Origin of the sequence: Cellulomonas hominis, assembly GCF_901521055.1 — a bacterium.
GTDB lineage: Bacteria > Actinomycetota > Actinomycetes > Actinomycetales > Cellulomonadaceae > Cellulomonas > Cellulomonas endometrii.
On sequence record NZ_CABEGA010000017.1, the window covers coordinates 29,000 to 44,364 of the forward strand.

Sequence of the window (15,365 nt, forward strand, 5' to 3'; positions counted from 1 at the left end):
GCGCGAGCGACGCCCGCGCGCGCGGGTAGGGTCGGCCGGGTGACCACTGCACCCACCGCTGACGGCGGGGCGCCCGAGCGTCCCGCGACCCCGATCGACGCGATCGCCGACTCCTACGTCACCACGCTGGCCGCGCTGGACCCGATGGACGCGACCGTCCTCGGCATCCCGGGGCACGACCACGAGGTGACGGACCTGTCCCCCGCCGGGCACGAGGCCCGCGCCGAGGCGGCACGCGCCACCCTGCTGGCCCTCGACGGCCACGCGCCGAGCGACGACGTGGACGAGGTCACCCTCGCCGCGATGCGCGAGCGCCTCGGCCTGCAGCTCGAGCTGCACGACGCCGGCGAGCTGCTCGCCGACCTGAACGTGATCGCCTCGCCCGTGCAGAACCTGCGCGACGTCTTCGACGTCATGAACACCGACGGCGCCGACGCCTGGTCGACCATCGCGCAGCGCCTCACCGGGCTGCCGCAGGCCGGCGCCGGCTACGTCGAGTCGCTGCGCCTGGCCGCCTCGCAGGGCCGCGTCCCCGCGATCCGGCAGGTCCGCGAGGCCGTGACGCAGGCCCAGGAGCTCGCCGACCCCGCCACGTCGTTCTTCACGTCGTTCGTCGACGGTCCCGAGGCGCAGGCGGCCATCGCGGCCGGCGGCGGCGACGCCCTGCGCGCGGACCTCGAGCGCGGCGCCGAGGCGGCCCGGCAGACCTACGCGGAGCTCGTGACCTTCCTGCGCGACGAGCTCGCGCCGCAGGCACCGCAGGCGGACGCCGCCGGCCGGGAGCGCTACGCCCTGTGGTCCCGGTACTTCCTCGGCGCGACCGTCGACCTGGACGAGACGTACCAGTGGGGCCTGGAGGAGCTCGACCGGGTCGTCGCCGAGCAGGAGCGCGTCGCCGCCGAGATCGCCGGACCGGGAGCGACCGTCGAGCAGGCCGTCGCCGTGCTGGACCAGGACCCGAGCCGGCGGCTGGAGGGCACCACCGCCCTGCGGGAGTGGATGCAGGCCACCTCCGACGCGGCCGTCGAGGCGCTGGACGGCGTGCACTTCGCCATCCCCGGCCCGATCCGCACGCTCGAGTGCCGGATCGCCCCGACGCAGAACGGCGGCATCTACTACACGGGCCCGTCGGACGACTTCAGCCGCCCGGGCCGCATGTGGTGGTCCGTGCCGCCGGGCGTCACCACGTTCAACACCTGGCGCGAGAAGACGACCGTCTACCACGAGGGCGTCCCGGGCCACCACCTGCAGATCGGCCAGGCGGTGTACCAGCGGGCGACCCTGAACTCGTGGCGCCGGCTGGCGTGCTGGGTGTCCGGCCACGGCGAGGGCTGGGCGCTGTACGCCGAGCGGCTCATGGCGGACCTCGGCTTCCTGGACGACCCGGGCGACCGGCTCGGGATGCTCGACGGGCAGCGGATGCGCGCCGCGCGCGTCGTCCTGGACCTCGGCGTGCACCTGGGGCTGCCGGCGCCCGAGCGCTGGGGCGGCGGCACGTGGGACGCGGACAAGGCGTGGGAGTTCCTGCGCGCCAACGTCAACATGCCGGAGCAGTTCATCCGGTTCGAGCTGAACCGCTACCTCGGCTGGCCCGGGCAGGCGCCCGCGTACAAGATCGGCCAGCGCATCTGGGAGCAGGTGCGCGACGGCGCGTCGGCCTCGGCGCAGGCCCGCGGCGAGGCGTTCGACCTGCGCGAGTTCCACGCGCGGGCGCTCGGCATGGGCGCGCTGCCGCTCGACGTGCTGCGCGGCGCCCTGGCGTGACCCCGCGTCGCCCGTGACGCGACGACGGCCCCGGACCAGCACGGTCCGGGGCCGTCGTCGTCGGTGCGATTTAGGGCGGGCGGGCGGGTCAGCCCAGCAGCGACGGCCCGTACTTGAGGACGACCGCCGCCAGGAACAGCACCAGCCACGCCGCGGTGACGTACCAGTCCAGGCCGGAAGCGACGAAGTCTCGCGCCCACGGCCCCGCCCGGCCGGGCAGGCGCAGGTTCCCGTCCCGCACGTTCCACCGGGTCAGCCCCGCCCACACCAGCGTGGTCGTGATCGTGATGAGCAGGCACCAGGGGCACAGGGCACCGATCACGAAGTAGGACTGCAGGAACAGCCAGTACGCGAACAGCAGGGCGACCGTGTACACGACCTGCGTGCCGAGCATGAACCAGCGCGGGAACCGCACCCCGCCGATCGCCGCGACCGAGATCGTGATGACCACGACCTCGAACGCGATGCCCAGGAACGCGTTGGGGAAGCCGAGCAGCTGCGCCTGCCACGTCCGGGCCACCGTCCCGCACGAGACGACCGAGCTGAGGTCGCAGCCGAAGGTCCGGTCCGGGTCGGCGGCGAGGTGCCAGGCCTCGATCGACAGCACGAACGACGTGTAGAGGCCGATGACGCCCGACACGACCATCTCGATCGCGGTCCGGCGCCGCCACGCGCGGCGGGCGGGCGAGTCCGGGTCGGGGTCCACCGGGTCGGCGGCGTCGCCGGGCGCGCGGGTGGCCGTCGGTGTGCTGGGCTCGGTGGTGCTGGGCTCGGTCACGCTGGTCATCGTCGCATCCTCCACTGGGAGTTCCCCGGACATCATCGGCACCGGCGGCCCCCCGGCCGAGGGACGTACGTCCCCGTAGGCTCCGTCCCCGTGACCCCCGTGACCCCCGTGACGACCCTCGTGCTCGCCTCCGCGTCCCCCGCCCGGCTCGCCACGCTGCGCGCCGCCGGCGTCGAGCCCCGGGTGGCGGTGTCCGCCGTCGACGAGCCCGCGGTGCTCGCCGCCGCGGGGGACGTGCCGCCGGCCGAGGCGGTGCTGCTGCTCGCGCGGGCCAAGGCGCGCGACGTCGCACCCGCCCACGCCGGCACGCTGGTGCTCGGGTGCGACTCCATGCTCGAGCTGGACGGCGAGGTGCTGGGCAAGCCCGCGGACGCCGCCGAGGCGGTCGCCCGCTGGCACGCGATGCGCGGGCGGTCCGGGCGGCTGCACACCGGCCACTGGCTGGTCGACCAGCGGGACGGCGCCGGTGCGGGGCCGGACGCCGAGGCGGGTGCCACGTCCACGACGGTCGTGCACTTCGCCGACGTGACCGATGCGGAGATCGACGCCTACGTCGCGACCGGCGAGCCGCTGTGGGTGGCGGGGGCGTTCACCATCGACGGCCTCGGCGGCCCGTTCGTCGCGGGCATCGAGGGCGACCACCACGGCGTCGTAGGGCTGAGCCTCCCCCTGCTCCGCACGCTCCTGGCCGCCCGCGGCGTCCCCATCACGGCCCTGTGGACCCACCTCCCCGCCTGACCCACCTCCCCGCCCGACCACCTCCGAGCCGCGGAGTGGAGCGATGTGCCCGACACGCCCTGGCGTTTCGGGCAGAACACTCCACTCCGCCGGGAGGAGGACGGCCGCGGGGGTTGTCCGGTCGGGACAACGAGCGGCCCCCGGCCGGCGACGTCGCGCGCGTGGCGCCTGTGGAACCCTCCAAAGGCCGGCGCGCCGGTGTGGGCGGTTCCGCAATCTTCGCGCCGGACGCCCGGCGGACGTCGTCCGCCCGGGCCCCCCGCGTTACGGTGAGCCGTGCCCCGCATCTCGAAGGTCCTCGTCGCGAACCGCGGCGAGATCGCCGTCCGCATCGCCCGCGCGTGCCGGGACGCCGGCCTCGGCTCCGTCGCCGTCTACGCGGACCCCGACCGTGAGGCGCTGCACGTGCGCGTCGCGGACGAGGCGTACGCCCTGGACGGCGCCCGCGCCGCCGAGACCTACCTGGACATCGCCAAGCTGCTCGACGTCGCCCGCCGCTCCGGCGCGGACGCCGTGCACCCCGGCTACGGGTTCCTGTCCGAGAACGCCGAGTTCGCGCAGGCCGTCATCGACGCGGGCCTCGTGTGGGTCGGCCCGCCGCCGGCGGCGATCCGGGACCTCGGCGACAAGGTCAGCGCGCGGCACATCGCCCAGCGCGCCGGTGCCCCGCTCGTCGCGGGTACCGCGGACCCGGTCTCGGGCGCGGGCGAGGTGCACGCCTTCGTCGCCGAGCACGGCCTCCCGGTGGCCATCAAGGCGGCGTTCGGCGGCGGCGGGCGCGGCCTGAAGGTCGCCCGCACCGAGGACGAGATCGACGAGCTGTACGACTCCGCGGTGCGCGAGGCGACGGCGGCGTTCGGCCGGGGCGAGTGCTTCGTGGAGCGCTACCTGGACCGGCCGCGGCACGTCGAGACCCAGTGCCTCGCGGACGAGCACGGCACGGTCGTCGTGGTCTCGACCCGCGACTGCTCCCTGCAGCGCCGGCACCAGAAGCTCGTCGAGGAGGCCCCCGCGCCGTTCCTGACCGACGCGCAGCGCGCGCAGCTGGTCGACTCCTCGATCGCCATCCTGAAGGAGGCCGGCTACGTCGGCGCCGGCACCTGCGAGTTCCTGGTCGCGGCCGACGGCACCGTGTCGTTCCTGGAGGTGAACACCCGCCTGCAGGTCGAGCACCCGGTCTCGGAGGAGATCAGCGGCATCGACCTGGTCCGCGAGCAGCTCCGGATCGCCGCGGGCGAGCCCCTCGGCTACGACCACGTGGAGACCCGCGGCCACTCCATCGAGTTCCGGCTGAACGGCGAGGACCCGGCCGCCGGGTTCCTGCCGGCCCCCGGGAAGATCACGACGCTGCGGTTCCCCGCCGGCCCCGGCGTCCGCGTCGACTCCGGCGTGGTCGAGGGCGACACGGTGTCGGGCGCGTTCGACTCGATGATCGCGAAGCTGGTCGTCACCGGCGCCACGCGCACGCAGGCCGTGGAGCGGGCCCGCCGCGCGCTCGCCGAGCTCGAGGTCGCGGGCATCCCGACGGTCGTGCCGTTCCACCGCGCGGTGCTCGACGCGCCGGCGTTCGTCCCGGCGGACCCGACGCAGCCGTTCACGGTGCACACCCGCTGGATCGAGACGGAGTTCGCGGACACGCTGCCCACGCTCACCCGCTCCCCCGCGGTGACCGTGGCCGACGACGAGGACGCCGACCCGACGGAGCTCGAGCGGGTCGTCGTCGAGGTCGGCGGCAAGCGGCTCGAGGTCGTGCTCCCCGCCGCGCTGGCCCTCCGGGCCGGGCGCGGCCGCACCGCCGGCCCCCGGCGACCCGCCCCGCGCCGGAACGGGGGCCGCTCGACCGCGGTCGCCGCGTCCGGCACCACGCTGACCTCCCCGATGCAGGGGACGATCGTCAAGGTCGCGGTCGGCGAGGGCGACACGGTGGCCGAGGGCGACCTGGTGGTCGTGCTGGAGGCGATGAAGATGGAGCAGCCGCTGGTCGCGCACCGCGCCGGCACCGTCGCCTCGCTGTCCGCGGGCGTCGGCGGCATGGTCGCCGCCGGGTCGGCCATCTGCGAGATCGTCGACTGACCAGGTGAGGGGCGGACCGCGGCACCCGGGCGACGGCTGGGTGGAGTGCCGGTGCGGGCGCCGGCACTGGGGCACCGCCGGCGCCGCCGGGCTGCTGCTGGCGCGCCCCGCGACGCCCACCGAGCCGGCGGTCGTCGTGCTGCAGCACCGCGCCCCGTGGAGCGACCAGGGCGGCACCTGGGGCCTGCCCGGCGGCGCCCGCCACACCGGTGAGTCCGCGGTCGACGGCGCGCTGCGCGAGGCGGCCGAGGAGGCCGGCATCGAGCCCGCGTCCGTCCGGGTGGTCGGCGAGCACCTGCTCGACCACGAGGACTGGACGTACACGACGGTGATCGCGGTGACGGACGGCCCCGTCGACCCCCGCCCGACCGACGACGAGAGCCTCGCCATCGCCTGGGTCACCCTGGACGACGTCCCCGCGCTGCCGCTGCTGCCCGCGTTCGCCGACGCCTGGCCCACGCTGCGCGCCGCCCTGCCGTCCGAGGTCGAGGCGCCGCACGCAGGCTGAGGCGCGCCGACGGCCGCGCACGCCGCTGCTCGCACGCCGCTGTTCGCCCGCCGCTGTTCGCACGCACAGGTCGCCGGGCCGTAAGTTGGCCGGATGAGCGTCCCCGCGTCCGCGCGTCCCACCACGCCGCCCGCCGGGAGCCCGCTCCCCCCGGACGCCGGCACCCCCACGCGGGTCTCGCTCGTCGCGCTCGTGACCGTGCTGGCCGTCGACGCCGTCCGCGCGTCGGGTCCCGTGCTGGACCGGGCGTTCTCCGTCGGCACCCTGGTCGTCGCCGGCACGGCGCTGGTCACGTTCCTCGCCGCCGGCGTGCTCGCGGCCCTCGCGCTGGTCGCGACCGGGCGTCGTGGGCCGGGCACGGCGTCGGGCCGCACCGTGCTGGTCGCGGCCGTCGTCACCGGCGTCGCGCGGCTGGTCACGCAGGTGGTGCACGACGAGGCGCGGTTCGTCGCGGGGCTCGTCACCGCGGCGCTCGCCGTCGCGACGCTGGTGCTCGCCACGACGCTGGTCGCCGGCCGCGCCGCCGGGGGCCGGCAGGCGGCGCTGGGCCTGACGCTCGGCACCGGCCTGTCCGCGGCGTTTCAGCTCGCGCTCGGCACCTGGGACCCGCTGTGGCGCGGGGGCGTGGTCGGCTCCGTGGTCGCGTTGGTCCTGGTCCTGGCGACGGTGACGTTCGCGGCCATCGCGCAGGGCGAGCAGGCCACCGGTCGCCCGCGCCGCACGTGGGTGCTCGGCCCGGCGCTCGCGCTGGTGCTCATGGTGCTGGCGAACCCGGCGTTCGCCGCCTCGCAGTCCGGCGTGCCGCTGATGGCCGTCGGGACCGTCGTCGTGCTCGCGTCGGCCCTCACCGCCTGGGTGCTGCTGGTCCCGCGCGTGATGGTGCGGCCGGTGCGGTGGGCCGCCGCGGTGCTGCTGCCGGTCTGCGTGGCCGTCGCCCTGCTCACCACCGGCGTCGCCGCGCTGGTGGCCGTCGCCCTGGCCGAGGTCGCCGCCGGGCTGGTGCTCGCGGTCGCGCTGAAGACCCGCCGGCCCGCGCCGCCCGGGATCCCGCGCACGTCGCTGGCGACCGGGGCCGTCGGGCTGCTGCTGGTCGGGGTGCTGCTCGTCTACCTGCTCGACTACGACGTGCCGCTGGGGGTCGACAACGCCTGGGTGGTCGTCGCTGCGGCGGTGCTGCTCGCGTGCGGCGGCCTGCGGTTCCGCACCCCGGTCGAGCCGGCGCCGCGCGAGCCCGCCCCGCCGCTGCGCGCGAACGCCCTGCGGTTCCTCGTCCTGCCGTCGGTCGTGCTCCTGCTCGTCGGCTGGTGGACCTCGACCGCCGGTTCCCCCGCGGCCGCGGTCGACCGCGATCCGGACCAGCTCGTGGTGCTCGACTGGAACCTGCACTACGGCGTCGCCGCGGACACCGCCGTCGACCTGGAGCAGATCGCCCGCACCATCGAGGCCGAGGGCCCCGACGTCGTGGCGCTGCAGGAGGTCGCGCGCGGCTGGGTGCTCGGCGGCGGCGTCGACATGGCGACCTGGCTCGGCGAGCGGCTCGGCATGCACGTCGCGTTCGCGCCCGCCGCCGACCGCCAGTTCGGCAACGCCCTGCTCTCCCGCACGGAGCTCACCGACGTCGAGGTGGTCCCGCTCCCGTACGGCGACGGGCCGCAGGCGCGCTCCGCCCTCACCGCGCTGGTCGACGGGCCGGACGGCACGCCCGTGCGGGTCACGTCCGTGCACCTGCAGCACCGGGACGGCAACACGCCCACCCGGCTCGAGCAGCTCGCGGCGCTGGAGGCGGCCCTGCCGGCCGACGGGCCGTCCGTGCTCGCGGGCGACCTCAACGCCGGACCCGGCTCGCCGGAGCTCGACGCGCTGACCGGCGCCGGCTGGTCCAGCGCGGTCGACACCGCGGGCGACCCCGGCGCGCTCACCCACCCGAGCGACGACCCCGACGTCCGGATCGACTGGGTGCTAGGGCGCGGCGTGACGTTCGACGACGCGCGGGTGCTGACGGACGACTCCTCCGACCACCTGGCGGTGGTCACGACCGTCCGCGTCGGCTGAGCCGGCCCTACTCCGTGAGGTGCAGGACCCGCGCGACCTCGGCGATCGAGCCCGACAGCGACGGGTAGACCGTGAACGCGCTGGCCACGTCGTCCACCGTCAGGCTGTGCGACACCGCGAGCGTGATCGGGAAGATCAGCTCCGAGGCCCGCGGCGCCACGACCACGCCGCCGAGCACCGTGCCCGCCGTCGAGTGCGCGAACAGCTTCACGAACCCGTCGCGGACGCCCAGCATCTTCGCGCGCGGGTTCCGCGCCAGCGGCAGCGTGTGGGTGACGAAGTGGGCGGTGCGCTCGATCAACGCCTCCTCGCTCAGCCCCACGGTCGCGATCTCCGGGGCGGTGAAGATGTTGGCCGCGACGCCCTTCACCTTGAGCGGCGCGACCGCGTCGCCGAGCGCGTGGGACATCGCGATGCGGCCCTGCATGGCCGCGACCGACGCCAGCGGCAGCACGCCGGTGACGTCGCCCGCCGCGTAGACGCCGCGCGCGGACGTGCGGGACACCCGGTCGACCTCGATGTGCCCCGACGGCGTCATCCGCACGCCGGACTCCTCCAGGCCGAGGCCCTGGGTGCTGGGGATCGAGCCGACCGCCAGCAGCACGTGCGAGCCGGTGATCTCGCGCCCGTCGGACAGGGTCACGACGACGCCGTCCTCGGTGCGGCGGGCCGCCTCCGCCCGCGAGCGCGGGACGACCTCCATGCCGCGGGACCGGAACACCTCCTCGAGCATGGTCGCGGCGTCCGCGTCCTCGCCCGGGAGCACGCGGTCGCGGCTCGACACCAGCACCACCTGGGAGCCGAGCGACACGTAGGCGCCGGCGAACTCCGCTCCCGTCACGCCGGAGCCGACGACGATCAGCCGCTCCGGCAGCTCGTCCAGGTGGTACAGCTGGGTCCACGTGAGGATGCGCTCGCCGTCCGGCTGCGCGGCGGGCAGGGTCCGGGGCGTCGCGCCCGTGGCCAGCAGGACCACGTCGGCGTCCACGGTCTGCTGCGCGCCGCCCTCGCCCGTCACCACCACCCGCTCGGGCCCGTCGAGCCGGCCGTGCCCGATGAGGACGCGGACGCCCTCACGCTCGAGGCGGGTGCGGATGTCGTCGGACTGCGCGAGCGCCAGGTCCCGCACGCGCGCGTTCACGACCGCCATGTCGATGCTGTGCCGGCGGCTGCGGCCGGTGTCGTCCCCGAGCGGCGAGTCGTCCCCCTGGCCGGCCGGGACGTCGAGGCGGATGCCGAGGTCCGACGCCCGCTCCGCGATGGTCATCCACTCGGCCGTCGCGATGAGGGTCTTGGACGGCACGACGTCGGTGAGGACCGCGGAGCCGCCGAGCCCCGAGCGCTCCACGACCGTCACGTCCGCGCCGAGGCGGCGGGCCACCAGCGCGGCCTCGTACCCGCCCGGGCCGCCGCCGACCACCACGACGTGCTGGGCCGGCCGGTCGGGGGTGCCGCCCGTGGGCGACGCGGCGGTCGTCGGGGACGTGGCGGGGGGTGCGGCGGCCGCGTCGGCGGCGTCGGCCGCTGCGGCGGTCCGGGCGTCGGCGGTGTCGTCCGCGGTCGGGTCGTCGGCGGGCGCGGGCGTGGGGGTCGGCTGCGTCACGCTGCCCATCTTCCCGGTTCCGGGCCGGGGCGCACGCGCGCGCCGCGCCGGGGCGGCACCCCGGACCTCCGGCCGGGCCGCGACGGGTCCCGGGCCGGTACGCTCGACCGTTGCGACCGCCCGCCACCGCGGGCACCGCACCGCCGCTGAACGCCGCCCCAGGAGGAGCACCCGCATGGCCGACGACGCCCGCCTCGACGACCCGACCACCGACCCCCTGGCGGTCGCCGCCGACGCAGCGGCGTTCCTCGCGGAGGCGACCGGCGTCGAGCAGCACGACGTGGCCCTGGTGCTCGGGTCCGGCTGGGGCGGCGCCGCCGACCTGCTCGGTGAGACCGTCGCGGAGATCCCCGCCACCGACGTCCCCGGCTTCGCGGCCCCGGCCGTCGTCGGCCACGTCGGCACCATCCGGTCCGTGAAGGTCGCCGCCACCGGCAAGCACGCGCTGGTGCTCGGCTCCCGCACCCACCTGTACGAGGGCAAGGGCGTGCGCCGCGTCGTGCACGGCGTCCGCACCGCCGCCGCGGCAGGCTGCTCCACGATCGTGCTCACCAACGGCTGCGGCGGCCTGAACCCGGCGTGGGGCCCCGGCACCCCGGTCCTCATCAACGACCACATCAACCTCACGACCGTCTCCCCGCTGGAGGGCGCGACGTTCGTCGACCTGACCGACCTGTACGCCTCGCGGCTGCGCGACGTCGCCCGCGACGTGGACCCGAGCCTCGACGAGGGCGTGTACGTCCAGTTCCGCGGCCCCCACTACGAGACCCCCGCCGAGGTGCGGATGGCCGGGATCATGGGCGGCAGCCTGGTCGGCATGTCCACCACCATCGAGGCCATCGCCGCCCGGCACGTCGGCATGGAGGTGCTCGGCATCTCCCTGGTCACCAACCTGGCCGCCGGCGTCGGCGACGAGCCGCTGTCGCACGAGGAGGTCCTCGAGGCCGGCCGCGCCGCCGGCCCGCGGATCAGCCGGCTGCTCGCGGACATCGTCGGCCGGCTCTGACCCACCGCGGCCGGGCGGCCGCACCAGCAGGACCAGCACGACGAGCGGGACCAGCACGACGCAGCGAGGCCGGGGCGGGGCGCCCCAGGAAGAGGGACCGATGAGCGAGCGCACGGACGAGACCCGGACGGACACCTGGGCGGCCCTGGCCGACCGGGTGCGGGCGTGGATCGCCGACGACCCGGACCCGGCCACGGGCGGCGAGCTGCGGTCGCTGCTGGAGCGCGCCGAGTCGGGCCCGACGGACGCCGACCCGGACACCACCACGCTGGAGGAGCAGTACGCCGCCGGCCAGGTGCGGGACGCGCGCGCGGACCTCGCCGACCGGTTCCAGGGGCTGCTGCAGTTCGGCACCGCCGGCCTGCGCGGCGCGATCGGCGGCGGCCCGCACCGGATGAACCGCGCGGTCGTCATCCGCGCGGCCTCGGGCCTCGGCGCGTACCTGCTGGGTGAGCTCGAGGGCGTCAGCCCCGCCCCGCGCGTGGTCGTCGGGCACGACGCCCGGCACGGCTCCGCGGACTTCGCGCGGGACACCGCTGCCGTGCTGACCGCCGTCGGCATCGAGGTCGTCGCCCTGCCGCCGCACCTGCCCACCCCGGTGCTCGCGTTCGCCGTCCGGCACCTCGGTGCCGACGCCGGCGTGATGGTCACCGCCAGCCACAACCCGCCGCAGGACAACGGCTACAAGGTCTACCTCGGCGGCCGCGTCGTCACCGACTCCGGCCAGGGCGCGCAGATCGTCCCGCCGATGGACGGCGCCATCGCCGCCGAGATCGGCCGCGTCCCGTCGGTCGCCGCCGTGCCCCGCGCGTCCGGCGGCTGGACCACCGCGGGCCCCGAGGTCGTCGACGCCTACGTCGCGCAGGTCGGCGCCCTCGCCGACACCTCCGAGGAGGCGCGCGCCGCGAACGCCGCCCTGCGGGTCGTGCTGACCCCGATGCACGGCGTCGGCGGCGCGGTCGCCCAGCGGGTGCTCGCCGAGGCCGGGTTCACCGACGTGCACGTGGTCGCGGAGCAGGCTCTGCCCGACCCCGACTTCCCGACCGTCGCGTTCCCGAACCCCGAGGAGCCGGGGGCGATCGACCTGGCCATCGCGCTCGCGCAGGCGGTGCAGGCCGACCTCGTCATCGCGCTCGACCCCGACGCCGACCGGTGCGGCGCGGCGGTCGTCGACCTGCGTGCCCGCATGGCGACCGGCGCCGGCGCGGCCGCGGCCGACGGCTGGCGGATGCTGCACGGCGACGAGACCGGCGCGCTGCTCGGCAGCGTCGCGGCGGAGCGGCTCGGCAGCCCGGGCGCTGCGGTCGCGCCCGGCGCCCCGGTGCTGGCGAACTCCATCGTGTCGTCCCGCCTGCTCGCCCGGATCGCCGCCGACGCCGGCCTCCGGCACGCGCAGACGCTCACCGGGTTCAAGTGGATCTCCCGCGTCGAGGGCCTCGCCTTCGGCTACGAGGAGGCGCTGGGCTACTGCGTCGACCCCGCCCACGTGCGGGACAAAGACGGCATCTCGGCCGCGCTGACGCTCGCGAGCCTCGCCGCCCGGCTCAAGGCCGCGGGCCGCACCCCCGTCGACGTGCTCGACGAGCTGGCCCGCCGGCACGGCCTGCACCTGACCGACCAGCTCTCCGCGCGGTTCACCGACCTCTCCCGCATCCCCGAGGTCATGCAGCGCCTGCGGGAGCACCCGCCCGTGCTGTTCGCCGGCTCCCCCGTCATGCAGGTCGTCGACCTGGCGGCCGGCACCGACGCCGACCGCGACGGCCTCCCGCCGACCGAGGGCATCCGGCTGCTGTCCCAGGACGACACCCGCGTCATCGTCCGGCCGTCCGGCACCGAGCCGAAGGTGAAGTGCTACCTGGAGGTCGTCGTGCCGGTCGAGGAGCACGCGTCGGCGGAGACCGTCGGCGAGGCGCGCCGTGTCGCGCGGGAGCGGCTGGACCGCGTGCGGCTCGACGTGGCGGAGGCGCTGGGGATCTGACGGACGACGCGAAGGTGGATGCTCTCTGCGAGCGCACTCTGCGGACCCGACCCTCCAGCTGAGCCCGAATTCTTAGTGCCCTACTCACACGGCGCTCGACATCAAGGAACAGGCATTGGAAAAGCGCTCGGTCGGCGGCTACGTCTACGCGGGCACAGCCGTTCGCTATCTGATGGATTGCAACGGCGGGGAGTTGATCTTCGAGAAGGGTGCTGTCCTAGAGAACATCGACGGACTGAGTCGACGCCTCCTCGACTACGAGCTCCACGTGACTTGGCGCGTTGCAGCAAACCTCCGCGCCCTTTCCGATGAGTGGCGACGCGAGCAAACTGAAAGCCCTGATGAGTCGCAGGACAACCGCGTGCTGACGCAGGGCGAAGCAGAGCAGGTTCGCCGCGCCGCCATGATATGTCGCGAAACACTTCTCGCAGAGGCGGCGGGCAAAATCGCCTACATCGCCGAAGACAAGCGCTACACGGTCGAGAAGCTGACCGGCGACATGCGTAGCCTATTCGTTCCGGACGCATTTGATGAGCTTCCAGCGATAGCACAGGACGACTTTGTTAGCGCCGGACGAGCCGTGGCCTTCATGCTTCCTACGGCTGCGGCGTTTCATATGCTCCGGGGAACCGAGGCGGCATTGCGCGACTTCTACTCGCGCCTGGTGCGGCGAGGGCGAATTCCTGAGCCTCGAATGTGGGGACCAATCATCGTCGACCTCAAGCGCAGATCGTCACCTCCCCCAGAGCTGCTCACGACGACGCTCGACTCCCTGCGAAAGCACTTCCGCAATCCAACCCAGCACCCCGAAAAGACCTACGACATCGATGAGGCTCAGGACCTTCTTGCGAGCGCCATTGACGCCGTGAATCAGATGCACCGCCATCTCCGCGCAACAGGACGGTAGGGCGCGGAGCCAGAAGGCAACGGGCATGCTGCTGGGCGCGGTGGCCTGCACCGGGAACGCGGAGCACAACGCGGGCGTCCCGCCTCCAGCCGGGACGCCCGCGTCGGGTCGTCCGCGTCGAAGGGAGGGTTCAGTACCCGCCGTCGGCCTCGAAGCCGCCGAGCACCGCGGCCGTGCCGGACAGCCCGAGCCGGGTCGCACCGGCCTCGATCATCGCCAGCGCGTCGGCGGTCGTGCGGATGCCGCCGGACGCCTTGACGCCCAGCCGGCCGCCGACGGTCGCGGCCATGATCTCCACGGCGTGCACGGACGCGCCGCCCGCGGGGTGGAAGCCGGTGGAGGTCTTCACGAAGTCGGCGCCCGCGGCCTCGGCGGCCCGGCAGACCTCGACGATCTCGTGGTCGCTCAGGGCGGCGGACTCGATGATGACCTTGAGCACGGTCGGCGCGGGGGCGGCGGCGCGCACGGCGGCGATGTCGGCCTGCACGGCCTCGAACCGCCCGGCCTTGGCGGCGCCCACGTCGATCACCATGTCGACCTCGTCCGCGCCGTCGGCGACGGAGCGCGCGGCCTCGGCGGCCTTCACCTCGCTGTGGTGCTTGCCGGACGGGAAGCCGCACACGGTGGCGACCTTGAGGCCCTGCGCGTCCAGCGGCAGGAACGACGGGGACACGCACACCGAGTAGACGCCGAGCCCGGCCCCCTCGGCGATCAGCGCCTCGACGTCCGCGACGGTCGCCTCCGGCTTCAGCAGGGTGTGGTCGACGAACTGCGCGAGTCCGGCGGCGTCCAAGGAGGTGGTCATGCGCGGTGCCTTCCTGATCCGAGGGGTGCGTGGCCGGGCAGGATCACCCGGTCGATGAGGTCGGTGCGCTCGTCCTCGTGGCAGAACGCGTGGTGCGCGGCGGTCAGCGTGACCGCGCGCAGGTCGTCGGCGGTCCAGCCGGCCTCGGTGACGAGCAGGTGCAGCTCCCGGCTCAGGCTGGTGCGGGACTGCAGACGGTTGTCGGTGTTGATCGTCACCGCGAAGCCCAGCCGCAGCAGCGTCGTGACGGGGTGCTTCGCGATCGACACGGCACCGCCGGTCTGCACGTTCGACGTCGGGCAGACCTCCAGGGCGATGCGGCGGTCCCGCACCCAGTGGGCGAGCCGGCCGAGGCGGTACGTCTCCCCCGCCGCCGTGATGTCGTCGGTCAGCCGGATGCCGTGCCCGAGCCGCAGCGCGCCGACGTCGACCGCGTCGTCCAGGGAGTCCGCGCCCGCGGCCTCGCCGGCGTGCACCGTGACCGGGAACCGGGCGGTGCGGAGCTGCGCGAAGGCCGCGCTCATCGCGCTCGCCGGGAAGCCGGACTCCGGGCCGGCCACGTCGAAGCCGACGACGCCGCGCTCCCGGTTCGCCAGCGCCAGGGACGCGACCTCGTCGGCGCGGTCGGACTGCCGCATGGCGCACAGGATCAGGCCGGTCCGGATGGTGCGGCCCTGGGCGGCGGCGGACGCCTCCCCCTCGGCCAGACCCTCGCGCACGGCGTCGACCGCCTGCTGCAGCGACAGGCCGCCGGACTGGTGCAGCTCGGGGGCGAAGCGCTCCTCGGCGTACACGACACCGTCGGCCGCGAGGTCCTCGACGGCCTCGCGCGCGACCCGGCGCAGGGCGTCGGCGGTCTGCATGACCCCGGCGGTGTGGACGAAGGTGTCGATGTACGCCTCGAGGCTGCCGCTGTCGGCGCTGTCCCGGAACCAGGCGGCCAGCGCCTCCGGGTCGGTGGCGGGGAGGTCGTGCCCCTGCCGCGCGGCCAGGTCGACCACGGTCGCGGGGCGCACGCCGCCGTCCAGGTGGTCGTGCAGCAGCACCTTCGGCAGCGCGACGATCTGCTCGAAGGTCACGGTCATGCGCCCCACGGTACTGGGCGCGGACCCGCGGGCCCGCATCGCGGACCCGCGGGCACCGC

Annotated in this window: 12 protein-coding genes; 8 read left to right on the top strand and 4 right to left on the bottom strand. The window is 75.3% G+C overall.

Annotated elements, in window-relative coordinates:
* Positions 1-39 precede the first annotated feature (39 nt).
* On the top strand, positions 40-1,764 hold the full coding sequence (locus KJP73_RS04190) for a DUF885 domain-containing protein (RefSeq protein ID WP_249669090.1): 1,725 nt from the start codon (positions 40-42) through the stop codon (positions 1,762-1,764).
* An 88-nt stretch (positions 1,765-1,852) separates the two neighbouring features.
* On the opposite strand, the gene KJP73_RS04195 is transcribed toward KJP73_RS04190, so the two are convergent.
* Positions 1,853-2,551 carry a vitamin K epoxide reductase family protein gene (locus KJP73_RS04195; protein WP_213281516.1) on the bottom strand — a complete coding sequence of 233 codons (699 nt, stop codon included), beginning with the start codon at positions 2,549-2,551 and terminating at the stop codon, positions 1,853-1,855.
* 108 nt (positions 2,552-2,659) lie between these two features.
* Here KJP73_RS04195 and KJP73_RS04200 point away from each other — a divergent pair, with 108 nt between their 5' ends.
* The 4 genes from KJP73_RS04200 (at position 2,660) to KJP73_RS04215 (ending at position 7,922) form a co-directional block, all read left to right on the top strand.
* A complete protein-coding gene (locus KJP73_RS04200) occupies positions 2,660-3,289 on the top strand; it encodes a Maf family protein (protein ID WP_213281568.1) in 630 nt (209 codons plus the stop codon).
* Between the two features lie 276 nt (positions 3,290-3,565).
* Positions 3,566-5,362 (top strand): acetyl/propionyl/methylcrotonyl-CoA carboxylase subunit alpha, encoded by a 1,797-nt coding sequence (locus KJP73_RS04205; RefSeq protein WP_213281517.1) that lies wholly within the window; start codon positions 3,566-3,568, stop codon positions 5,360-5,362.
* A 4-nt stretch (positions 5,363-5,366) separates the two neighbouring features.
* Positions 5,367-5,870, top strand: a complete 504-nt coding sequence (locus KJP73_RS04210) for an NUDIX hydrolase (protein WP_213281519.1) — start codon at positions 5,367-5,369, stop codon at positions 5,868-5,870.
* 93 nt (positions 5,871-5,963) lie between these two features.
* On the top strand, positions 5,964-7,922 hold the full coding sequence (locus tag KJP73_RS04215) for an endonuclease/exonuclease/phosphatase family protein (RefSeq protein ID WP_213281520.1): 1,959 nt from the start codon (positions 5,964-5,966) through the stop codon (positions 7,920-7,922).
* Between the two features lie 7 nt (positions 7,923-7,929).
* On the opposite strand, the gene KJP73_RS04220 is transcribed toward KJP73_RS04215, so the two are convergent.
* On the bottom strand, positions 7,930-9,345 hold the full coding sequence (locus tag KJP73_RS04220) for an NAD(P)H-quinone dehydrogenase (RefSeq protein WP_249669094.1): 1,416 nt from the start codon (positions 9,343-9,345) through the stop codon (positions 7,930-7,932).
* Positions 9,346-9,700: 355 nt separating this feature from the next.
* Between KJP73_RS04220 and KJP73_RS04225 the strand changes: the two genes are divergently transcribed.
* The 3 genes from KJP73_RS04225 to KJP73_RS04235 all read left to right on the top strand — a co-directional run bounded on the left by KJP73_RS04225 (position 9,701) and on the right by KJP73_RS04235 (position 13,416).
* Positions 9,701-10,531 carry a purine-nucleoside phosphorylase gene (locus KJP73_RS04225; protein ID WP_213281524.1) on the top strand — a complete coding sequence of 277 codons (831 nt, stop codon included), beginning with the start codon at positions 9,701-9,703 and terminating at the stop codon, positions 10,529-10,531.
* A gap of 100 nt (positions 10,532-10,631) precedes the next feature.
* Positions 10,632-12,509, top strand: a complete 1,878-nt coding sequence (locus KJP73_RS04230; protein WP_213281530.1) for a phospho-sugar mutase — start codon at positions 10,632-10,634, stop codon at positions 12,507-12,509.
* Between the two features lie 115 nt (positions 12,510-12,624).
* On the top strand, positions 12,625-13,416 hold the full coding sequence (locus KJP73_RS04235) for a hypothetical protein (protein ID WP_213281531.1): 792 nt from the start codon (positions 12,625-12,627) through the stop codon (positions 13,414-13,416).
* A 130-nt stretch (positions 13,417-13,546) separates the two neighbouring features.
* On the opposite strand, the gene deoC is transcribed toward KJP73_RS04235, so the two are convergent.
* Both deoC and KJP73_RS04245 read right to left on the bottom strand, forming a co-directional pair.
* The gene (gene deoC / locus KJP73_RS04240; protein ID WP_213281533.1) at positions 13,547-14,221 is read right to left on the bottom strand and encodes a deoxyribose-phosphate aldolase; all 675 of its coding nucleotides are present in this window, start codon (positions 14,219-14,221) and stop codon (positions 13,547-13,549) included.
* Complete coding sequence (locus tag KJP73_RS04245) at positions 14,218-15,306, bottom strand: adenosine deaminase (RefSeq protein WP_213281535.1); 1,089 nt, start codon at positions 15,304-15,306, stop codon at positions 14,218-14,220. The genes deoC and KJP73_RS04245 overlap by 4 nt, the downstream gene beginning before the upstream one ends.
* Between the last annotated feature and the right edge of the window lie 59 nt (positions 15,307-15,365).

What these genes read in the sequence shown, in the direction of transcription:
- KJP73_RS04195 (WP_213281516.1), bottom strand. Translation starts at nt 2,551, where the DNA reads ATGACCAGCGTGACCGAGCCCAGCACCACCGAGCCCAGCACACCGACG.
- KJP73_RS04230 (WP_213281530.1), top strand. Translation starts at nt 10,632, where the DNA reads ATGAGCGAGCGCACGGACGAGACCCGGACGGACACCTGGGCGGCCCTG.
- KJP73_RS04215 (WP_213281520.1), top strand. Translation starts at nt 5,964, where the DNA reads ATGAGCGTCCCCGCGTCCGCGCGTCCCACCACGCCGCCCGCCGGGAGC.
- deoC (WP_213281533.1), bottom strand. Translation starts at nt 14,221, where the DNA reads ATGACCACCTCCTTGGACGCCGCCGGACTCGCGCAGTTCGTCGACCAC.
- KJP73_RS04225 (WP_213281524.1), top strand. Translation starts at nt 9,701, where the DNA reads ATGGCCGACGACGCCCGCCTCGACGACCCGACCACCGACCCCCTGGCG.
- KJP73_RS04245 (WP_213281535.1), bottom strand. Translation starts at nt 15,306, where the DNA reads ATGACCGTGACCTTCGAGCAGATCGTCGCGCTGCCGAAGGTGCTGCTG.